Here is a 16,640-nt window from a genome sequence, read left to right on the forward strand (position 1 = left end):
CCCTCCTCTTTTTATGTCATGCGTGACAAGAAGTAGTTTTTTTTAAATAAGTAAGCTATTACTTACTTTCTTGTCAATTGCCCTCATTGCAAAATGCGTAAATATACGATCTGAAATGTCAGAGCGTCGGAGGATTACAGAATGAGTAAAGTGGATATGAACACTTCCAAAGCTGTGCGCTCGCGCAATGCACAAGCCACAAGCCAGGCTATTCTCGAATCAGCCATTGTTGAATTTTGCGAATATGGCCTGAGCGGCGCCAGCACATCGCGTATTGTCGAGCGTGCGGGCTGTAATATCCGCATGCTTTACCATTATTTCCAGAACAAAGAGACGCTGTATAAAGCGGCTCTGGAACAGGTTTATAATCAGCTGCGCGGCAGGGAAGCGGAGCTGAGCATACTCGACCGCGACCCGATGGATGCGATTAAAACCCTGACCGCATTCACCTTTGATTATATGCGGGACACCCCCGCTTTTATCAAACTCGTACTTGGCGAAAACCTGTTGCAGGGAGAGTTCATCCGTACCATCCCGAGCATACCGCGTTCGTCACGCCCGTTTATCCAGTCGATCCAGACACAGCTCGACCGCGGTGTTGCTGCCGGAATATTCCGCTCAGGGATCGATGCCACCCAGCTTTATATTTCCATCGTCTCTCTCAGCTTCATGTATCTTTCCAGCCAATATACGCTGTCCGTTACTTTTGGCGTCGATATCTCCTCAGAGGAGAATATCCGCACACGCCGCCTTCACGTTGTGGATATGATTGAGAAATATCTGAAGCTAGGCGCGGAATAAGCCTTATGAAACAAAAACTGCCGTCAGATCGCTAAAATCTGACGGCAGAATAAAAAGCGCAAGCCGTATTTACCAGTCCATGACAACTTTGCCGGAATTACCGGAGCGCATGGCCTCGAAACCGTCGCGGAATTCATCAATCTTGATACGGTGCGTAATAACCGGAGACAGATCAAGCCCGCCCTGCACAAAGGCGATCATCTTGTACCAGGTCTCAAACATCTCCCGCCCGTAAATGCCTTTCAGATTGAGCATTTTGAAAATGACCTTGTTCCAGTCGATTTCAAAACCGGCAGGGGCGATACCGAGAATAGCAATCTTGCCGCCATTATTCATCTTGTCGATCATATCGCGGAATGCAGGTGCAGCGCCGGACATTTCCAACCCGACATCAAAGCCTTCTGTCATGCCGATGGACTTCATCACATCATCAAGATTTTCTCTTGAGGCATCCACCACATAATCAATGCCGACTTTCTTGGCGAGATCCAGGCGCACCGGATTGATATCGGTGATGACAACCTTGCGCGCGCCCGCACGTTTGGCGACCATTGCCCCCATAATGCCGATCGGGCCTGCACCGGTAACCAGCACATCCTCGCCGATCAGATCGAAGGACAAAGCCGTATGCACGGCATTGCCGAAAGGATCGAAAATAGCGGCAATTTCATCCGGCACTTCATCGGGAATTGCCACCACATTATATTCCGGCAGGCAGATGAACTCTCCGAAAGAACCCGCGCGGTGCACACCCACGCCCAGCGTATTGCGGCACAGATGACCACGTCCCGCACGGCAGTTGCGGCACTTGCCGCACACAATATGCCCCTCACCCGAGACGCGTTCACCGACTTTATATTTGGTCACAGCCGAGCCGATCTCTGCGATCTCGCCCATAAATTCATGACCGACAACCATCGGCACAGGCACGGTGTTTTGTGCCCACTGATCCCAGTTCCAGATATGCACATCCGTACCGCAGATTGCGGATTTTTTGACCTTAATCAGCACATCATTCGGGCCGATCTCAGGAACAGGGACGTGCTCCATCCACAGACCCGGTTCTGCCTTTGCTTTCACCAGGGCTTTCATCATATTCGTCATTGGAGTTCCCTCAGATAATGCCTAATTCACGGCCGGTTTGTTCAAAGACCGCAATGGCTTTGCGTACATCCTGCTCCGAATGGGCTGCCGACATTTGTGTACGGATACGCGCCTGACCTTTCGGCACCACAGGGAACGAAAAGCCGGTCACATAGACGCCTTTTTCAAGCATTCGCGCAGCCATTTCCTGTGCCAGCGCCGCATCACCCAGCATCACCGGAATGATCGGGTGGCCGTCTCCGGCAAGTTTAAAGCCGAGTTTCGTCATTTCACGGCGGAACAATTCTGCATTCGCAGCAAGACGCGCGCGCAGCTCCGCACCGTTTTCGATCAGATCAAAAACTTTCAGCGATGCAGCGGCAATAACCGGCGCGAGCGTGTTGGAAAACAGATAAGGCCGTGAGCGCTGACGCAGCCATTCCACAGTTTCAGCCTTGGCAGATGTATAGCCGCCGGATGCACCGCCAAGCGCCTTACCGAGCGTGCCGGTGATAATATCAACCCGTCCTTCAACGCCGCAATATTCAGCAGAGCCGCGACCATTTTTGCCGACAAAACCAACCGCATGGCTGTCATCGACCATGACCATTGCATTATATTTGTCTGCGAGATCACAAACGCCCTGCAGATTGGCAATAATCCCGTCCATCGAGAACACGCCGTCTGTGGCGATCAGTTTAAAGCGGGAGCCTTCCGCCTTCTTCAGCTCTTCTTCAAGCGCGGCCATATCATTATTGGCGTAACGGAACCGTTTTGCCTTCGACAGGCGGATACCGTCAATAATCGAGGCATGGTTCAGCGCATCCGAAATAATTGCGTCTTCTTCACCGAACAGCGTTTCAAAAAGCCCGCCATTCGCATCAAAACAGGAAGAATAAAGAATAGTATCTTCCATACCGAGGAATGAGGAAATGCGGTCTTCCAGCTGTTTGTGCTCTTCCTGCGTCCCGCAGATAAAGCGCACCGAAGCCATGCCGTAGCCATAACGGTCGAGCGCTTGCTTGGCAGATTCTGTCAGTTCTTCATTATCCGCCAGTCCGAGATAATTATTGGCACAAAAATTCAGAACGCGATCTCCCGAGGCCACTTCGATTTCACCGGCCTGTTTGGAGGTAATAATACGCTCGGTCTTATACAGGCCGGATGTTTTCAGGCCATCCAGCTCGGAACGGAGATGTCGAAGAAAATCATGTGTCATGCTTGAAGCTCTCTCACAATTATACCGGCATCTGCCCTGCATTTTATCAGTATTTTCCGATGCAGGGCAGACAGAATGCAGATCAGTTATTGACCGGTTGCATAGCCATTTTTGCAAAGTCCGGTCAGGTCAGACAGGGAAAGCGCATCCATATCCAATGCGTTCAAAAGATCGTTTTCAGCAGTAAAATCCCGTCCGTACATTGCCGAGAAGATTTTAACGCCTGCCTCATGCAATTCAGCCGGCTTCCCTGCAAGGCGAGCCAGTCTGGCAGTCATCACCAGACCAAACGGCACATCTTCCGTGACATAGCGGCTGTCCGCTGTGGTCGGGCCGGAACCGCCATTGCCTGCGGCATGCATTTCCTGATTCATCTGCGAAATCGAGCTGACAGGAACATGGAATGAAAGATGGAAATGCTCGAAGATTGTCCGCACTTGCAGCCCCAGAGCTGTGGCAACATTAATGCGCTCCTGATCCAGATCTTCCAGCAGACGCCCGACATTCGGTGTTACATTCTGTCCCTGACTCCAGCTTTCACCGCGTTCCATACGGGTCATATTCCCCAGTGCAATACCCATGTGGTTTTGCGGATTGAGATTGGACAAGGCAATGGCCAGCAGGCTGCCGCGATCCACGAAACGATCCCCGAACAATGTCTGGCAAAGTGCCAGCCCTTCCGTGCTGCGAGATTCCGGCACTGTCGCAAGATCAATACGTTTGCGCACAGTATTTACATTCACTTCCGTCTGGCTCAGCTGCCGGCCTGAGACAACCGTTGTTCCCCACGCAATAACCGGAACGCTGATATCACGCACAGCCAGAAGGCGGGACAGATAGAGCGCACCAAAGGAGGCATGGGAGCTGATGATAACGCTCTGCTCTGCACGGATATAAGGTGCCACAGCATCCAGCACCGCCTTGTGCCCATAGGCAGGTAGAGCCACCACCAGCACATCAGAACCTTCTGCCAATGTACGTGCATCAGCAGCCACCTGCGGCCGGAATGTACCGGTCACAGCACCGGAGGCAGTCAGCGCCTCGCCTGCAGCCAGCGCCTTTGTGCGCTCACCCGATGGTGACCAGAGAATAGCTGTGTGACCTGCCTGTTCCAGAAATGCTGCCATACCAAACGCGATTGATCCGGCGCCAATAATCCCTACCCGCATAGTTTTCTGTTCCTCACTCATAATCATTCAAATTATTCTGCGGTTGTTCCGCATTTTGTTATTTGGGTCGTAAATTGCTGCCAAAGCCGCCATTCACACCGGCAAAGGCAACGACCAGAAAAGCTTTGGCAGGCTGGCTGCCGATACTGGTCAGGCAATGCGGCACCTCTGCCGAATAACGGGCTGTCTCGCCTGCCCTGACCACCGTTTGTGACGCTGTGTTGGAAACGTGGATTTCACCCTCAAGACAATGCAGATGCTCCATTGTTCCCGGACTATGCGCCTCACTCTCCAGCTTGCCGTTGAGATCAAAGTTCAGGAGATACCATTCGATCAGCGCAATCATGCCGGCCGGTGCCAGAATCTGCAAAGTACAGGTACCGTCCGGACTGCGGATCGTCGGCGTCAGATTGCCGGGCAGCAGATGAATCTGATCTGTCCGCTCATTGGTCACGCCGCCCATCAGGCAATCCAGATTAACCCCAAGCGCCTGTGTCAGATGCCACAGCGTGCCATAGGTCGGATTGGCATTACCACGCTCGATCTCGGAAAGAATGGAACGCGATACGCCTGCCATAACGGAGAGATCTGCCAGTGTAAGTTTTCGCTCTTTACGCAAAGCCTGCAAACGAGGCCCGATTTCCGGTGGTGTCAGCTGCTTCATTTGCTCACTCCTCAAACTATGCCGCAGACCTATTCCTCTACAGGCTCTCCCAATGTATGCATCAGTCTGTTTGCCCAGCCAAAAAGCGATGCAGACAGAATGAGATCAAGGATTTCATTCTGATCCAGCCCCGCCTCAGCCAAAGCCTGCATGTCGGTTGCGTCCGCCTGCGGCGGGCAGGCCGAGAGGCGAACTGCAAAATTGAAAATTGCTTTCAGCCGCGGTTCAATATCCGCATTCACACCATCACGAAAAATGGCGGCAATGGTATCCTCTTCCTTTGCCAGCTGATTATAGCGGCTTGCATGTACCGCCGCGCAATAGATACATTGGTTTACAACCGAGGCTCCCACTGCCCCGATTTCCCGCTCTGCGCGGGACATGCCGCCGCGATTATACATCACGCCGTTAAACAGCGGAGACCGGTGTTTCAGCGTTTCAGCATCATGCGCCAGCACCAGAAGATAGTCCGAAACCTTGGTGTTGGACGGCGTGACTTTCAGCGCATCCAGCTGTTCAGGCGTTGCATCCGCCAGCACAACCGGCGTCACATAGGGTTTCCAGACCGGCACTGTTGTCGTGAATTCATGAATGGTCTTACCCATGTAAACCTCTCATCAAACGCAAACCGGCTGCAACGCGGATCTGATAACTGACAAATGCCAGAAGCTCCGAAAGCCGTACAATATCAGCGTCATTCACACCGGCCTGACGCAGTTTTTCAATATCGGCACCCGTGGCATCTTTAGGAGAGCGCGTCACAATATCCGTATGCCGGATCAAAGCCTGCAAACGCTGATCGTCACCACCGTTGAAGCCCAGATCAGCGATCAGAGCCGCTTCTGCAGCATTATCCGCCTGTTCCAGCAAAGTTGTGAAATGCTGTGTCAGCGCTTCGTCCTGATTATGTCTGGCAACTCGCACCGCAATGGCAGCGCGTTCGGCACGGGACAGCCCGCCCGCATCAGCAGGCATTAAGGCACTGTCATGGGTTTGCTGTGTCAGCGCCAGAATATCCGCACGGCCTGCCAGCACCTCACGCAGAGGATCTGTGGCTCCGATACCGGCGGCGCTGATAAGAATATCCGTGGTTTCCGTCATTATACCTCCTCCGCCTGCTGCGACTGTATCTGCTCTGCATCCGGCAAAGGTGAAGCTTTCCACTCATCGCCCTGCAGTTCCGGCGTGCTGTAATCCAGCAAGGCCTGCCAGTGCTGCTCAAAATTTTCCTGATAAAGCCGGGCTGCAATCTCACGGGCGAGAATGGCCGCGCCTTCGCTGATGCCCGGAATATCGCCGCTCAGCTTGCCAAGACTGGCCGCCGCACCGGCATTGAAACTGTAGATATTAGCCAGCCAGGGAGCCGTGCCCGCCTCTTTCTCACGGAAAGAAAAGTCAGCGGAAAGATAAGGATGATTGCCGAGTTCTTTATTTTCTTCACCGGCCGGAGGTGTATAGCAATCGCGCCAGAGCAGGATTTTATCCGCATAGGCTTCCAGTTCTTTGCGTGCCAGCGGGTCAACGGTGAAGCCGGTGCCGAGGATCAGGAAATCCGTAACCAGCCGGCTACCGTCCTGCGTTGTGATAATGAGTTCATCACCGCTCTGCTCGACCGATTTCACACCGGCATTAAAATGAAAATACGCATTGTCATGACGGCTGACCCGCAGCGTTGAGCCGCGCGGCGCAGGGGTCTGGGTGCGCAATGAATAATTCATGATCTGCCAGCGGCGGGCATCATCCAGCTTGGAAAAAGCGGCCGTAAAACCAAAGGAGCCAATACCCATCAGCTTGTTGATCTGCGGCATTTCCTTGCGGCGGATAAGATGGCGCACTTCTTTGGCACCGGCTTCCAGTGCCTCAGCGGCATTATCCACCGCAGAGGCTCCCACACCGACCACAACCACCCGTTTGGAACGCAGTGCCTGAAAATCAATCGCGTCAGAAGAATGCGCCCAGAACTTCCTGTCCAGCCCCGCTACAAAATCCGGAATATTGGGATGCCCCATACCGTCACGGCCAGTCGCCATGACAATTTTGCGCGCCAGAATTGTCGCCTCTTTAGCACCGCTGCCCGCCAGTGTCAGGCGCATCAGCGGCCCTTCCGGCAGGATGGATTTGACCTCGATATTATTCTCAACCGGCAGAGACAGAACTTTCCGGTACCAGCGCAGATAGTCCATCCACATCGGGCGCGGGATTTTATCCATCTCAGCCCATGCATCATTGCCGAATTGTGCCACATACCACGAGCGGAATGTCAGCGAAGCAATACCATAGGCAGGACCTGTCAGCTGTTTTGGTGAGCGCAGTGTTTCCATCCGCGCATAGGTCAGCCACGGGCCTTCAAAACCTTCAGGACTGCGGTCGAAAATACGGATATTACGGATGCCGCCCGCCAGCAGCGAAAATCCGGCAACGAGCCCGCACATGCCGCCGCCGATAATCACGACATCATGCACTTTCTCTGCACCATCAGTTGTTTCCACCCAGTTTGCAGGCGGATAACACAGACAGGCTAGATCATCGCGGACACGATGTTCCAGCTCCTCAAGAGTGGAAGCGGCAACGTTAAGCGGTGCCTGCACGTTATATTGCATAACTCATTTCCATCCGGTTTTCTCAGATAATGATGAAGTTCCGATCACATCAAAGCAACCGGAATGATCTGCATGACCTCAGCTCGAAACAGGCAGGACTGTTGCGCTTTCCGGCTTCCAGCTGACCCAGATATCATCCCCGACGGAAGAGGTGATGTCTGCCGGATGGCTGAGCGCATTGAGAACGGTACCGCCGTCCACCTCAACAAAGACAGATGTATGATTGCCTTTGAACACCAGCTGACGGATGCGGCCTTTCAGACGGTTCTGGCTTTCCGGCGCTGTTTCTGTGCAGCGGATCGCTTCAGGGCGCAGAGCAATGAAATAGCCGTCCTGTGTTGAAACGCTCGCAGTGCCGCGCGGAGCCGTCAGAATATTGTCATTCCAGTTCAGCTTCAGCATATCATTTTCAACACCGGAAACCTGACTGCGCAGCAGATTGGTTTCACCGATAAAATTGGCAACAAAAACGCTCTTCGGTGCACGATAGAGTGTATGCGGATCACCCATCTGTTCAATGCGACCTTTGTTCATCACAATAATCTGGTCAGACATTGTAAGTGCCTCTTCCTGATCATGCGTAACAAAGACAAAGGTCTTGCCGGTTTTTTCCTGAATGGATTTCAGCTCGATCTGCATTTGCTGGCGCAGTTTTGCATCGAGCGCCGAGAGCGGTTCATCCAGCAATAGCACCTGCGGATCCGGTGCCAGCGCACGCATCAGAGCCACACGCTGACGCTGACCGCCGGAAAGTTCTGACGGCAGGCGATGTGCATAATCCTGCAACTGCACCAGTTCCAGCAGCTCGGTCACCCGCTTGTGAATAAAGTGCTTGTCGCGGCCTTTAAGCTCCAGACCGAAGGCAATATTCTTAGCAACGGACATATGCGGAAACAGCGCATAATCCTGAAACACAATATTCACATCGCGCTTGTTAGGCGGCAGCTTTGTCACGTCTTTGCCTGCGATGATAATGCGGCCGGATGTCGGTGTTTCAAAGCCGCCGAGCATACGCAAAGTGGTGGATTTACCGCAGCCGGAAGGCCCGAGCAATGTGATGAATTTGCCTGCTTCAATGGTCAGGTTAAGCTCTTCCACCGCAACAAAAGAACCATAGCTTTTTGTTACATTCTCAAATTTAACGATCGGTTCCATTAGCGTGTCCTCGAACGGCGGGTTTTATATTCTGCATAGAGGCCAACGGCTGCGGTCACCAAAAGGACAAGCGTTGCCATGGCGTTGATTTCAGGAGACATACCGCCCTGCACTTTGGCGAAAATCAGCATCGGGAGCGTCGGCTTGTAGCCACCAAGAAAGAAGGTGCGCACAAAGTCATCAATCGACAGCAGCACGCAAAAGATCATACCGCCCATGATTGCAGGCCAGAGATAAGGCAATGTCACCCGGAAGAAAGCCACAACGCTGTCCGCACCGAGATCACGTGCCGCATCCACCAGATTGCCCGGCATTGTGCGCAGTCTTGTCAGCACCATCACCACCACAAAAGGCACGGCGTGCACTGTGTGCCCCAGAATAATGGCGGCTGTACCTGTCGGCATATCAATCGACGAGATGAAAATGCGCATCGAAATCGCCGAGATCATCCCCGGCACCACCGCAGGCAGACAGGCAAGCGCGAAAATAATTGCCTGACCTTTAATCCCTTCCGCCACAATCAGCATGGCAATCCATGTGCCGATCGTCGTAGCCGCCAGCGTGGTCGCCGCAGCAATCAGAATGGAATAGATAACAGCTTCGAGAAACTGCTTGTCCTGCATGACTTTGACATACCAGTCGAAGGTCCATTCGCTGATCGGAAAAGCAATGAAACTGGCATCTTTAAAACTCATTGCCATCATCAGCATCAACGGCAGCATCAGATAGATGACAAAGGCCCAATAGGTTGCTGTCAGAGCCGTGCGCGGTGCATCATGAAACAGGTTACGCATCAGATCACCCTCCGTTTACGGCCGCCGACAAGGCGCATGAAAATTCCGGCTGCAGTTAAAGCGGTTACCAGCATGATGATGGCAAAAGCCGCACCTACCGGCCATTTATTACTGGCGCCGTGGAAGAAACCGCTGATGGTTTCAGGGAACATCACCGTACCGGGCCCGCCAAGCAGCATCGGTGTGGCGAAAACACCGACTGTTGTGAGAAAGACCAGTGAGCAACCCGAAATAATGCCTTCCTTGGACAAAGGCAGAATAATTCTGCGGAACCGTGTCCACGGACCTGCACCAAGATCGGCAGCGGCATCGAGATAGGAAGACGGAATTTTCTCAATCGCGGAATAAAGTGGCAGCAACATATACAGACATACGAGATAGATCAGACCGAATGTCAGAGAGAACGGGCCGTAAAGCATCTGGATCGGCCGGTCGATCAGACCGATTTCCCGCAGAAAAACATTGAGCGCACCACGGTTTGCCAGCAGCATAATGACCGAGAATGTGCGGATCAGCTCCCCTGCCCAGAATGGCACGAGCAGCAGCAGCAGTGCTTTGGAACGGCCTTCCGGACGCACAATTTTCGCAACATAATAGGCAACCGGATAAACCACGATCAGGGTGGCTGTAGTTGCAAAAAGTGAGAAAAAGAAGCTGCGGATCAGGGGCGTGAAGTAAATCGACTCCTGAAAGAAGATCGCATAATTATCCAGCGTATATTGCGGCTCACTGCCCGCAGGCAGCGGATATTGCGACATCAGGCTGATTTTCAGCATCTGATAAATCGGCCCGACATGCAGAAAAATGAGCCAGAGCAGAGGAAAACCTGCCAGCAGGATCACGCGTCCGTAACGCGAATTGACCGCGGCTCCCAATGTTTTCTGATACAAGCCGGAATTCATGACTTTTGCTATCCGTGTCGAATAGCGCGGCATTTCCGCTTTTTGGCTTATACCAATATCGTCCCTGATAGAGGTGTCAGACATATAGCTTTCCTGTTCAGCCCTGCGACGCATGTCGTGCTGTTTCATCAGACAGTCATTTTACGGGAAGGATGTTTGCGCCGGATCGGGCGCAAACATTCATTCAGAACGCAGAGCCGTCAGGCGGCTTTGACCTCGGCAGTTGCACGGTCAACCAGTTCGTTTTTCATATCGCGGTTGACGGAGCTGAAGAAGATAACCCGCTCAAGCTGGTTCTGTGGCAAGGTTGCTGCCATCTTCTCACGGTCATTCAGCAGATCAGCCACACCATTGATGGTGGAACTGTAGCCGGACTGACGGGTCATCGATGCACCGACTGCCGGATCTGCCAGAACTGCATTAAGCAGCTTATAGGCATTTTCCTGATTAGGCGCATTATTGACGATGTTCAGCGTATATACGAAGCCAAATGTGCCTTCTTTCGGTGCAGAAAGCTGGATCGGATGGCCTTCCATAATCAGCTTGGCAACCGGACCTGACCAGGAATGCGCCAGATAAATATCTTCATTGATAAACATCTGCTGCACTTCGGAACCGGCATCGTAATATTTACGCACCATATCCTTGTGTTTAATCAGGAGATCGCGGGCATCATTGGTGGCCTTTTGTGCAAGCTCACGATTATCCGTATAGCTGACAAAGTCACCGTCATAGCCAAGATATTGCATGGCCAGTGTCAGGAAGTCGCTGACGATATAAGAGGTCTGCCCCTTATATTCCGGATCAAACATGATCTCCAGACTGTCCGCTTCCTTAACGTAATCAGTATTGCGTGCAAGCCCCTCATAGCCGGCCAGAATTGGCAGACCCCAGAGCTTGTCCTCAACGCGTGCCCATTTGGCATCCTGATAGACAGAATTAAGGTTTTTCCAGTTACTGATTTTATCTATATCAATTGCAGAAATCAGCTTGGACTGGATGAATTGGCTATAGCGGTGCCCTGCAACCGTCACGATGTCGGTGGACGGATTGGCACCTTCTGCAGTCAGCAGGTTATATTGCTTGCCCTGATCGTCTGTCAGACGAACGCGCACTTCAATACCGGTATCCTTCTGGAACTTGTCCAGAAAGTCCTGCGGCAGAAATTTGTCATAGGTCGTAACATTCAGAACACCGTTTTCGGCCCAAGCCGGACGCGGTCTGATGATATATGGTGACGACAGCATAGCCGTCCCTGCCGCAACCAGCTTCAACGCTGACCGGCGGTTAACCAGAAGAGTCTTCCTCATTATGTTCCCCTGAAGATATTTGTTTTTTATTATCAGGCGCAGATCAGGCTCACCCACAGGATCAATTGAAAATACTTCGCCGCTTCCCTTCGGCAGAAATATCGGATCTGGTGGAAAAATGTCCGCTAAAATGGATAATTCCGATAAAGCAGAAATATGTCAAGGGCTTTATTATAAAGAAATAATTTTTAGCATTATAATCAACGACTATAAACAACAGTCCTTAAAATGCAAAGCAAATCAAAATTGCATTTGATTTAACATCATAATTTTATTGATGAATTTTGCCAGAGAATATTTTTTCAGTCACGCCTGATTTACGCAGGAGAATTGACAATTCTGCTCTGCGCAACCCAAACTGAAAAAATCTTTTATAGCGGAATTCTTCCGCAGCTTCCGCTTCTGCACAGCTCAACAATGAGACCGGATAATTCTCGCAGAGAGAATCTCCTGACCTGCATGCGCCATTTCGACGCAAATTAAACCATCTGTACAAAAATCTAAGACAAACGCCCTGAGGTCGCCGATTGCAGGGAAAACGGTTGCAGGCAGGCAAGTTATTGAATTGCAGTAAATTTTATGCAGCACATAGGACAAGCACAAAAACGGTATCATGAGTTACAAGCCTGATCCGCTGTCCGGCAGCATTCCCGCGAAAAGGGGTTGGGTTCCCGCGACTGATACTATATGAAGTCCTTACAACTTTAGATCTAACTCAATTAGGCAATACTTCAATTGCTAATTGTCCCGATCTTAATCACTTCGTATTAATTTATTCAGTTTATACGTTCCTGTGTCACGGCATCGGAACAAAGGTTCACACGAATGCAACTCTTCTCCGCAAAGATCCTCGCGGGTCACCGTAATCGCATGCCTTTCAAATCCACAACACTCGCTCTTACAGCCGTTCTGGCTGGCAGTCTGGCCATTGCCGGATGCAGCACTGGCTATAATGTTGCTGAAACACAGGCAACGTCTGTCACCAAAGTCGGTTATGGCCTGCCTGCAAAAACCACTGCCATCGCCAAAGCAGATGATATGCAAGCCCCGCGCACGCAACGTGCACCGCGTGTTGCTGCTACCAAAACAGTGACATCTTCAAAATCAGTCAGAGTGGCTTCCGCAAATTATCTGGGACGTGCGCCTTATATCTGCACACCAAGCGGTTTCGGCAGCAAAACACGCTGCTTTAACAGAAGCTGACGGCAAACAAGATATCTGCCGCCAGCTTCATAGTCAGTTGGATGCCATAGCCGGCATCATGCGGTCCAGTTGTCTGCTCACATAATCACCCCGGCGGAATTTGGTGATTTCATCACCTTTTCTTGCCGGTGCGTGTTTGAAAATATACCAGTCACCATTCGGCTCTTTTCGTTGATAAATAACGCCGTTCTTTTCGCGGTGGCTGAAGCAGGTTGTTGCCGGAAAACTGGTACCTTTTTCATACCATGTCGCACGGAAACATAATTTTCCGGGATCGGTGATAAACCAGATCCCCTGACCGGCAGAAGCATTGCTGCCCCTGCCGGACCATGCCTTGAATTGCCGTTTTGACACGGCAAAATAACCGGCGCCGTCTTTCCACATCCATGAATTATGGCTGTAAATCCGGTAAATTTCGGAACTGCTGAGTGGCTTAGCCGTGTCTGCACCTGACGCTGTCTGAGCCGCTGCCGGAGCTGCAAGACCAGCGGAAACGCTCAAACCCAATCCGCCGGCTACCGCTATTATAAGTGTCATTGCACGAAACATTGACATAATCGCCTCCCTCACGCTCAGACAGCGTGGTTCAGTTGGTTGGTGTATTCACAACGCGCCATTCAGGCTTCCCGAAACCGTTCGCCCATGGATAAACTTCACGGTCATTGAAATAAACCACGGTTTTCAGTTCAGGAAATTCCGGATGAGCCTTGGCAACATTCTCAGCCCAGTTCCGGTCATATGCGGCATCGCCGTCATAGCCCAGCTCGGCCACCCAGATCGGTTTGCCGAAGCCTTTTACACGGTCATAGCCCGGTGCCAGACGTTCAGAGAAAGTCTGATCCCCGCCCTTGGTTGCACGGTCATATTTTTGGTAACCGAAGACGGAAAGCCCAACAATATCAACATAGTCATCGCCGGGATAAAAGGCCTGAAGCCCCTCATTGCCTTTTGGTGACCACATATATTTGGCATTTGGCAGACTTTCTTTGCATACACGCACCATACGCTGATACGCCTTTACATATTCATCGGGCTGCCAATGCGCCCAGGTAAACTGGTTATCCGTTTCATCCATTTCCTGCGCCCAACGGATAATAACCGGACTTTTCAGTTTTGCCGCTTCTGTGCAGACCTTTGCCATATACACATCCCGCTCTCCTTTCAGAATGCTCTGCAAAAGCTGCGGTGAGGAAATACGCCAATCCGGCGACCACGACCATGGCTCGACTGAAATCAACAATGTGCGGCCGCGTTTGAGCGCGTAATCATCGGCAAGTGCCAATGATCCCAGCTCAACATCTTCCCATGGCAGAAACAGATGTTCGATTTTTGAATTCTTGTCATCACCGAAATCGCCATGCGGGTCATAAGCACCAAAGCCTATAGAGGATGGTGTTATCACCGGACGTTTCGTGGACGGCTGATCCTGAGTTGCTGACATCTCGTTAGGGATACCAAGCGGAGTGCTGCTTGCGGCATGAGCAGTACCGGACAACATGACCCCGACGAATGACAATGCAATAATTTTGGATATCCTATCCATTGCCTTTCTCCTGCATTAATTTGTACCGTTCGGAGCCTGTGCAGAGAACGGTTGCTGTTTGGCATCTGCCTGTTGCGTGAACGGCTGCAGCTTTGCCAGCTGAGCGCTCACCGTGTCTTCAGCAATGAGTTTTTTGAACTCATCACTGTCTGCGGCCTTGGCATGTTTAAAAACATACCAGCTGCCGGAAGGTTCTTTTTTCTGATAAATCGTGTCTTCATAAATACGGTGGCGGAAACAGGTTTTATTGGCCTGTTTTGTCTGTACGCCATGCCATTCAGCTTTCAGACACATCAGCCCCGTATCACTCAGCACCCACCGCCCTTCAGCCCAGCGGGTATCATTCCCTGAGCCTGACCAGCCGATAAAGGTGCGGTCTTTTTCCTGCATACGGCCTGCGCCGTCCGGCCATTGCCAGGTTTTATTCCGGTAAAGCACATAGAGCTCTGCAGCGGACATTGCTCTTGCCTGTGCGGGCACTTTGACCGGTTCTGCGGCACCGGCCGGTATAACGGGCACACCCGTCATTGTCAGTGCGGCCAGCATAACACTAAATCTGCGTAAGCCTGCACCATATTTCTGAATTCTGGTCTTGTTGTTATCTCTGCTCATAGCCTGCTTCTCCCTGCTGTTCCGGCTTTTCCATCATTGCCGGTGTGAAGCCTGCCTCTTACGCCCCCTCCTGCCGTTACAGCAGACTTTGCTTCCTTCTCTGCCAGAGCGGCAGAATGTGTTTCCTTGTTATTTCGGACCGGTTTACCAATCATCGTGATACGGAAACCCGCTGCTTCTGCACTTTCCTGAGAAACTGCATTGCGCAGATCAACAAGAACGGGTGCGTTCATGAGTTTTCTCAAGCGGGTCAGATCCAGCCTGCGGATACAATCCCATTCTGTCACGATGACAACAGCATCTGCATTGCGTGCGCATTCATAAGGATCATCAATCAAAGCCACATCATCCAGCATCTGCGCGGCATTCGGCATACCCACCGGATCAAAAGCGCGGATCGTTGCCCCGAAACGCTGCAAAGTCTCGATCAGAGGAACCGACGGTGCCTCACGCATATCATCCGTATCCGGCTTGAATGTCAGACCGAGAACCGCGATGGTCAGCCCGTCCACATCGCCGCCGACAGCATCAAGCACTTTCAGCGCCATTTTGCGTTTGCGTGCTTCATTTGCTGTTACGGTTTCCTCGACTACCCGCAAGGCTACGCCGTAATCCTGAGCGGTACGCAACAGAGCCAGCGTATCTTTCGGGAAGCAGGAACCGCCATAGCCGGGACCTGCATTCAGGAAGCTGGAGCCGATGCGCCGGTCAAGACCAATACCCAGCGCCAGATCACTGATATCACTGCCTGCCAGTTCGCACAGGTCGGCCAGTTCATTCATAAAGGTAATCTTGGTCGCCAGAAATGCATTAGCGGCATATTTAATCAGCTCGGATGTGCGCCGTCTGGTAACCACAACCGGCACATCATGCGGTGCAAAAACATCGCGATAAAGCTGCATCAGCACGGTCTGTGCATGCATATCCTCAACACCGATCACCACACGATCAGGCTTCAGAAAATCGGGGATGGCTGCGCCTTCACGCAGGAATTCAGGATTGGAGGCGACCGAATAGCTGCCGCGTCGGCGCACCGAGCCGATAATCTTGTCAACCGCATCGCCGGTGCCGACCGGCACAGTGGACTTCACCGCGACCACTGCACCTTCCGCCAGATGCGGTGCGATTTCCTTGGCAGCCATATAGACGAATGACAGATCCGCATCGCCGTGTCCGGCGCGCGCCGGTGTGCCGACAGCGATAAACACAATATCCGCATCTTTGACCGCTGCTGCCAGATCACAGGTGAAAGACAAACGTCCCGCCTGATGATATTTGCTGACCAGCCCGTCCAGCTCCGGTTCGTAAATCGGCAGGATGCCCTGATTAAGTCCGGCTATTTTTGCAGCGTTCTTATCGACACAGATAACGTCATTGCCCCAATGTGCAAAACAGGTGCCGCTGACGAGGCCGACATATCCGGTTCCTATCATCGTGATTTTCATGATCTGCAACGCCCTGAGGCGCCTCCCTGTTATAATTTCCTAGAGCATGTCAGTTTTGACTAAATCCGATGAAATGCTCTATCTCTTTGTTTTTACGCGTATCTTATCCGAAAACCGGTTCCCGCTTTTCGGGATACGCT

General features: G+C 51.9%; 17 protein-coding genes. 2 read left to right on the forward strand and 15 right to left on the reverse strand.

All coding sequences use genetic code 11. The annotated features are described in order from the left end of the window. Positions 1-141 precede the first annotated feature (141 nt). Entirely contained in the window at positions 142-801 is a 660-nt protein-coding gene (locus F7P81_RS03160) for a TetR/AcrR family transcriptional regulator (RefSeq protein ID WP_151158543.1), read from the forward strand. 69 nt (positions 802-870) lie between these two features. On the opposite strand, the gene tdh is transcribed toward F7P81_RS03160, so the two are convergent. From tdh to F7P81_RS03215, 11 genes are all read right to left on the reverse strand, one after another. Continuing rightward, positions 871-1,905, reverse strand: a complete 1,035-nt coding sequence (gene tdh / locus F7P81_RS03165) for an L-threonine 3-dehydrogenase (protein WP_116086661.1) — start codon at positions 1,903-1,905, stop codon at positions 871-873. A 10-nt stretch (positions 1,906-1,915) separates the two neighbouring features. Next, on the reverse strand, positions 1,916-3,103 hold the full coding sequence (locus F7P81_RS03170) for a glycine C-acetyltransferase (RefSeq protein WP_151158544.1): 1,188 nt from the start codon (positions 3,101-3,103) through the stop codon (positions 1,916-1,918). An 86-nt stretch (positions 3,104-3,189) separates the two neighbouring features. Then, complete coding sequence (locus tag F7P81_RS03175; protein ID WP_210246206.1) at positions 3,190-4,272, reverse strand: NAD/NADP octopine/nopaline dehydrogenase family protein; 1,083 nt, start codon at positions 4,270-4,272, stop codon at positions 3,190-3,192. A 58-nt stretch (positions 4,273-4,330) separates the two neighbouring features. Continuing rightward, the gene (locus F7P81_RS03180) at positions 4,331-4,936 is read right to left on the reverse strand and encodes a helix-turn-helix domain-containing protein (RefSeq protein WP_022709491.1); all 606 of its coding nucleotides are present in this window, start codon (positions 4,934-4,936) and stop codon (positions 4,331-4,333) included. Between the two features lie 29 nt (positions 4,937-4,965). Beyond that, on the reverse strand, positions 4,966-5,541 hold the full coding sequence (locus tag F7P81_RS03185; protein WP_116086657.1) for a peroxidase-related enzyme: 576 nt from the start codon (positions 5,539-5,541) through the stop codon (positions 4,966-4,968). Further along, the gene (locus F7P81_RS03190; RefSeq protein WP_151158545.1) at positions 5,534-6,037 is read right to left on the reverse strand and encodes a CMD domain-containing protein; all 504 of its coding nucleotides are present in this window, start codon (positions 6,035-6,037) and stop codon (positions 5,534-5,536) included. Before F7P81_RS03190 ends, F7P81_RS03185 begins: the two co-directional genes overlap by 8 nt. Then, positions 6,037-7,536 (reverse strand): NAD(P)-binding domain-containing protein, encoded by a 1,500-nt coding sequence (locus F7P81_RS03195; protein WP_151158546.1) that lies wholly within the window; start codon positions 7,534-7,536, stop codon positions 6,037-6,039. The genes F7P81_RS03190 and F7P81_RS03195 overlap by 1 nt, the downstream gene beginning before the upstream one ends. A 78-nt stretch (positions 7,537-7,614) precedes the next feature. Then, positions 7,615-8,691 carry an ABC transporter ATP-binding protein gene (locus F7P81_RS03200; RefSeq protein WP_022709487.1) on the reverse strand — a complete coding sequence of 359 codons (1,077 nt, stop codon included), beginning with the start codon at positions 8,689-8,691 and terminating at the stop codon, positions 7,615-7,617. After that, positions 8,691-9,485: an ABC transporter permease gene (locus tag F7P81_RS03205; RefSeq protein ID WP_116086649.1), complete on the reverse strand. Its 795-nt coding sequence runs from the start codon at positions 9,483-9,485 to the stop codon at positions 8,691-8,693. Before F7P81_RS03205 ends, F7P81_RS03200 begins: the two co-directional genes overlap by 1 nt. Beyond that, positions 9,485-10,471: an ABC transporter permease gene (locus tag F7P81_RS03210; protein WP_033315823.1), complete on the reverse strand. Its 987-nt coding sequence runs from the start codon at positions 10,469-10,471 to the stop codon at positions 9,485-9,487. The genes F7P81_RS03205 and F7P81_RS03210 overlap by 1 nt, the downstream gene beginning before the upstream one ends. A 116-nt stretch (positions 10,472-10,587) precedes the next feature. Next, the gene (locus F7P81_RS03215) at positions 10,588-11,697 is read right to left on the reverse strand and encodes an extracellular solute-binding protein (RefSeq protein WP_151158547.1); all 1,110 of its coding nucleotides are present in this window, start codon (positions 11,695-11,697) and stop codon (positions 10,588-10,590) included. 825 nt (positions 11,698-12,522) lie between these two features. Here F7P81_RS03215 and F7P81_RS03220 point away from each other — a divergent pair. Further along, complete coding sequence (locus tag F7P81_RS03220) at positions 12,523-12,900, forward strand: hypothetical protein (RefSeq protein ID WP_245293549.1); 378 nt, start codon at positions 12,523-12,525, stop codon at positions 12,898-12,900. A gap of 33 nt (positions 12,901-12,933) precedes the next feature. Here the strand turns inward: F7P81_RS03220 and F7P81_RS03225 are convergent, their stop codons facing one another. Genes F7P81_RS03225 through F7P81_RS03240 form a run of 4 tightly spaced genes read right to left on the reverse strand, consistent with a single transcriptional unit; the run spans position 12,934 to position 16,500 of the window. Further along, positions 12,934-13,455, reverse strand: a complete 522-nt coding sequence (locus tag F7P81_RS03225) for a DUF995 domain-containing protein (protein WP_022709482.1) — start codon at positions 13,453-13,455, stop codon at positions 12,934-12,936. Positions 13,456-13,486: 31 nt separating this feature from the next. Continuing rightward, positions 13,487-14,443 carry a glycoside hydrolase family 26 protein gene (locus F7P81_RS03230; protein ID WP_022709481.1) on the reverse strand — a complete coding sequence of 319 codons (957 nt, stop codon included), beginning with the start codon at positions 14,441-14,443 and terminating at the stop codon, positions 13,487-13,489. Between the two features lie 15 nt (positions 14,444-14,458). Next, complete coding sequence (locus F7P81_RS03235; protein WP_151158548.1) at positions 14,459-15,055, reverse strand: DUF995 domain-containing protein; 597 nt, start codon at positions 15,053-15,055, stop codon at positions 14,459-14,461. Further along, a complete protein-coding gene (locus tag F7P81_RS03240) occupies positions 15,052-16,500 on the reverse strand; it encodes a UDP-glucose dehydrogenase family protein (protein ID WP_151158549.1) in 1,449 nt (482 codons plus the stop codon). The genes F7P81_RS03235 and F7P81_RS03240 overlap by 4 nt, the downstream gene beginning before the upstream one ends. Positions 16,501-16,640 lie beyond the last annotated feature (140 nt).

The organism is Pseudochrobactrum saccharolyticum (assembly GCF_008801715.1).
Lineage (GTDB): Bacteria > Pseudomonadota > Alphaproteobacteria > Rhizobiales > Rhizobiaceae > Pseudochrobactrum > Pseudochrobactrum saccharolyticum.